This is a genomic window from Mycobacterium sp. DHQP2018-32-09 (assembly GCF_058148405.1).
On record NZ_JBYVYK010000111.1, the window covers coordinates 1 to 1,546 of the forward strand.

1 protein-coding gene and 1 pseudogene are annotated in these 1,546 nt (G+C 75.7%); one reads left to right on the forward strand and one right to left on the reverse strand.

The genetic code is table 11. The features are described from left to right. Nucleotides 1-1,246: phytoene desaturase family protein (locus AC30CM_RS26895; RefSeq protein ID WP_490119961.1), on the forward strand; the 1,246-nt coding region annotated here is incomplete at its 5' end. On the opposite strand, the pseudogene AC30CM_RS26900 reads toward AC30CM_RS26895, so the two are convergent. Further along, nucleotides 1,149-1,546, reverse strand: a pseudogene (locus tag AC30CM_RS26900) (hypothetical protein); the annotation flags it as partial. The gene AC30CM_RS26895 and the pseudogene AC30CM_RS26900 sit on opposite strands and share 98 nt — an antisense overlap.

The window sequence follows — 1,546 nt, forward strand, 5'->3', positions numbered from 1 at the left end:
GCTGGACGCCGCCCTGGGCGCGGGGGCCGGCGCGGCGTGGCGGCGGCTGCACGAGCGATCCCGCCGACTGTGGGACCTGGTGGGCGAACCGGTGCTGCGGCGACCGGTGTCGCTGCCTGCCCTGGCGCGGATGAGCACGCGGCCGGCGGATCTGCGGGTGGTCGCGCCGTGGACGACGCTGCGGGCGCTGGGCCGCCGGATGTTGCCCGATCCCCGGTTGCGCACGTGGCTGGACCGGTATGCGACGTATTCCGGGTCCGATCCGCGCCGCACGCCCGCGGTGCTGTCGGTGACGGCGTTCGTCGAGCAGGAGTTCGGCGCGTGGTACGTCCCCGGCGGTTTGCACCGCATCGTCGATGCGGTCGCGCGGCGGTGTGAGGAGTTGGGCGTGGAGATCCGCACCGGCTGCCCGGTGGAGTCGGTGCTGGTGGAGGACGGCCGGGTGCGCGGGGTGCGCGTCGGGGCCGAGGAGATCGGGGCCGGGGAGATCGAGGCCGACGCGGTGGTGTGCAACGCCGACGCCACCGCGCTGTATCACCGGTTGCTGCCGGCGTCGGCGGCGCGGCCGGTCGCCCGCACCTTGCGGCGCACCGCGCGCTCGATGGCCGGGTTCGTCCTGTTGCTCGGGTTGTCCGGCAGGCAGCCGGGCGCGGCGCACCGGGTGTACTTCCCCGCCGACTACGACGCGGAGTTCGACGCGGTCTTCGGCAGGCGTCCGCACCCGGTCGAGGATCCGACCGTCTACGTGCATGCCCCCGACGAGCCGGCGTTGCGGCCCGACGACGACTCCGAGGGGTGGTTCGTGCTGGTGAACGCGCCCGCACACGATCCCGCTCGCGGCGTGGACTGGGACGCACCCGGGCTGCGGGAGCGGTACGCCGACCGGGTGCTCGACGTGCTGGCGGCGCGCGGCGTCGACGTGCGGCCGCGCCTGCGGTTCGTCGAGACGGTGACGCCCGCGGATCTGGAGCGCCGGACGGGCGCTCCGGGTGGGGCGATCTACGGGACGGCGTCGCACGGGCCACGCGCGGCGCTGCGGCGGCCCGCCAACCGCAGCCCCATCCCGGGCCTGTACCTGGTGGGTGGTTCGGCGCATCCCGGTGGCGGCATCCCGCTGGTGCTGATGTCGGCGGAGATCGTGGCGGGCCTCATCGGTCCCGCGGGAACTCCCGGGGCATCGCGCGACGTACGCCCTGGATCAGCTGGCCCAGGCCGATCACCCCGACCACGGTCCAGGCGATCGTGAGCGATCCCGCGAAGCTCCAGCCCAGCAGCGGCATCCGGTCACCGAACGCCGCGACCCCGGCAGCGGCGACGCCGACGAGGATCAGCCGGGTGGGCCGTTCGGCGACGGTGACGGCGCCGACGCCGGGCATGCCGACCGCCTGCGCGCGGGCGCGGACGTATTCGAGCAGGATCACCAGCGCGCCGGCGGCGAGCGCCCAGCCCCACGGTGCGCCGAGGGCGACGAGGATGGCGGCGAGGACGCCGTCGCCGACGCGGTCGGCGACGGAGTCCACGACCGCGCCGAGCGGTCGGGCGCGGC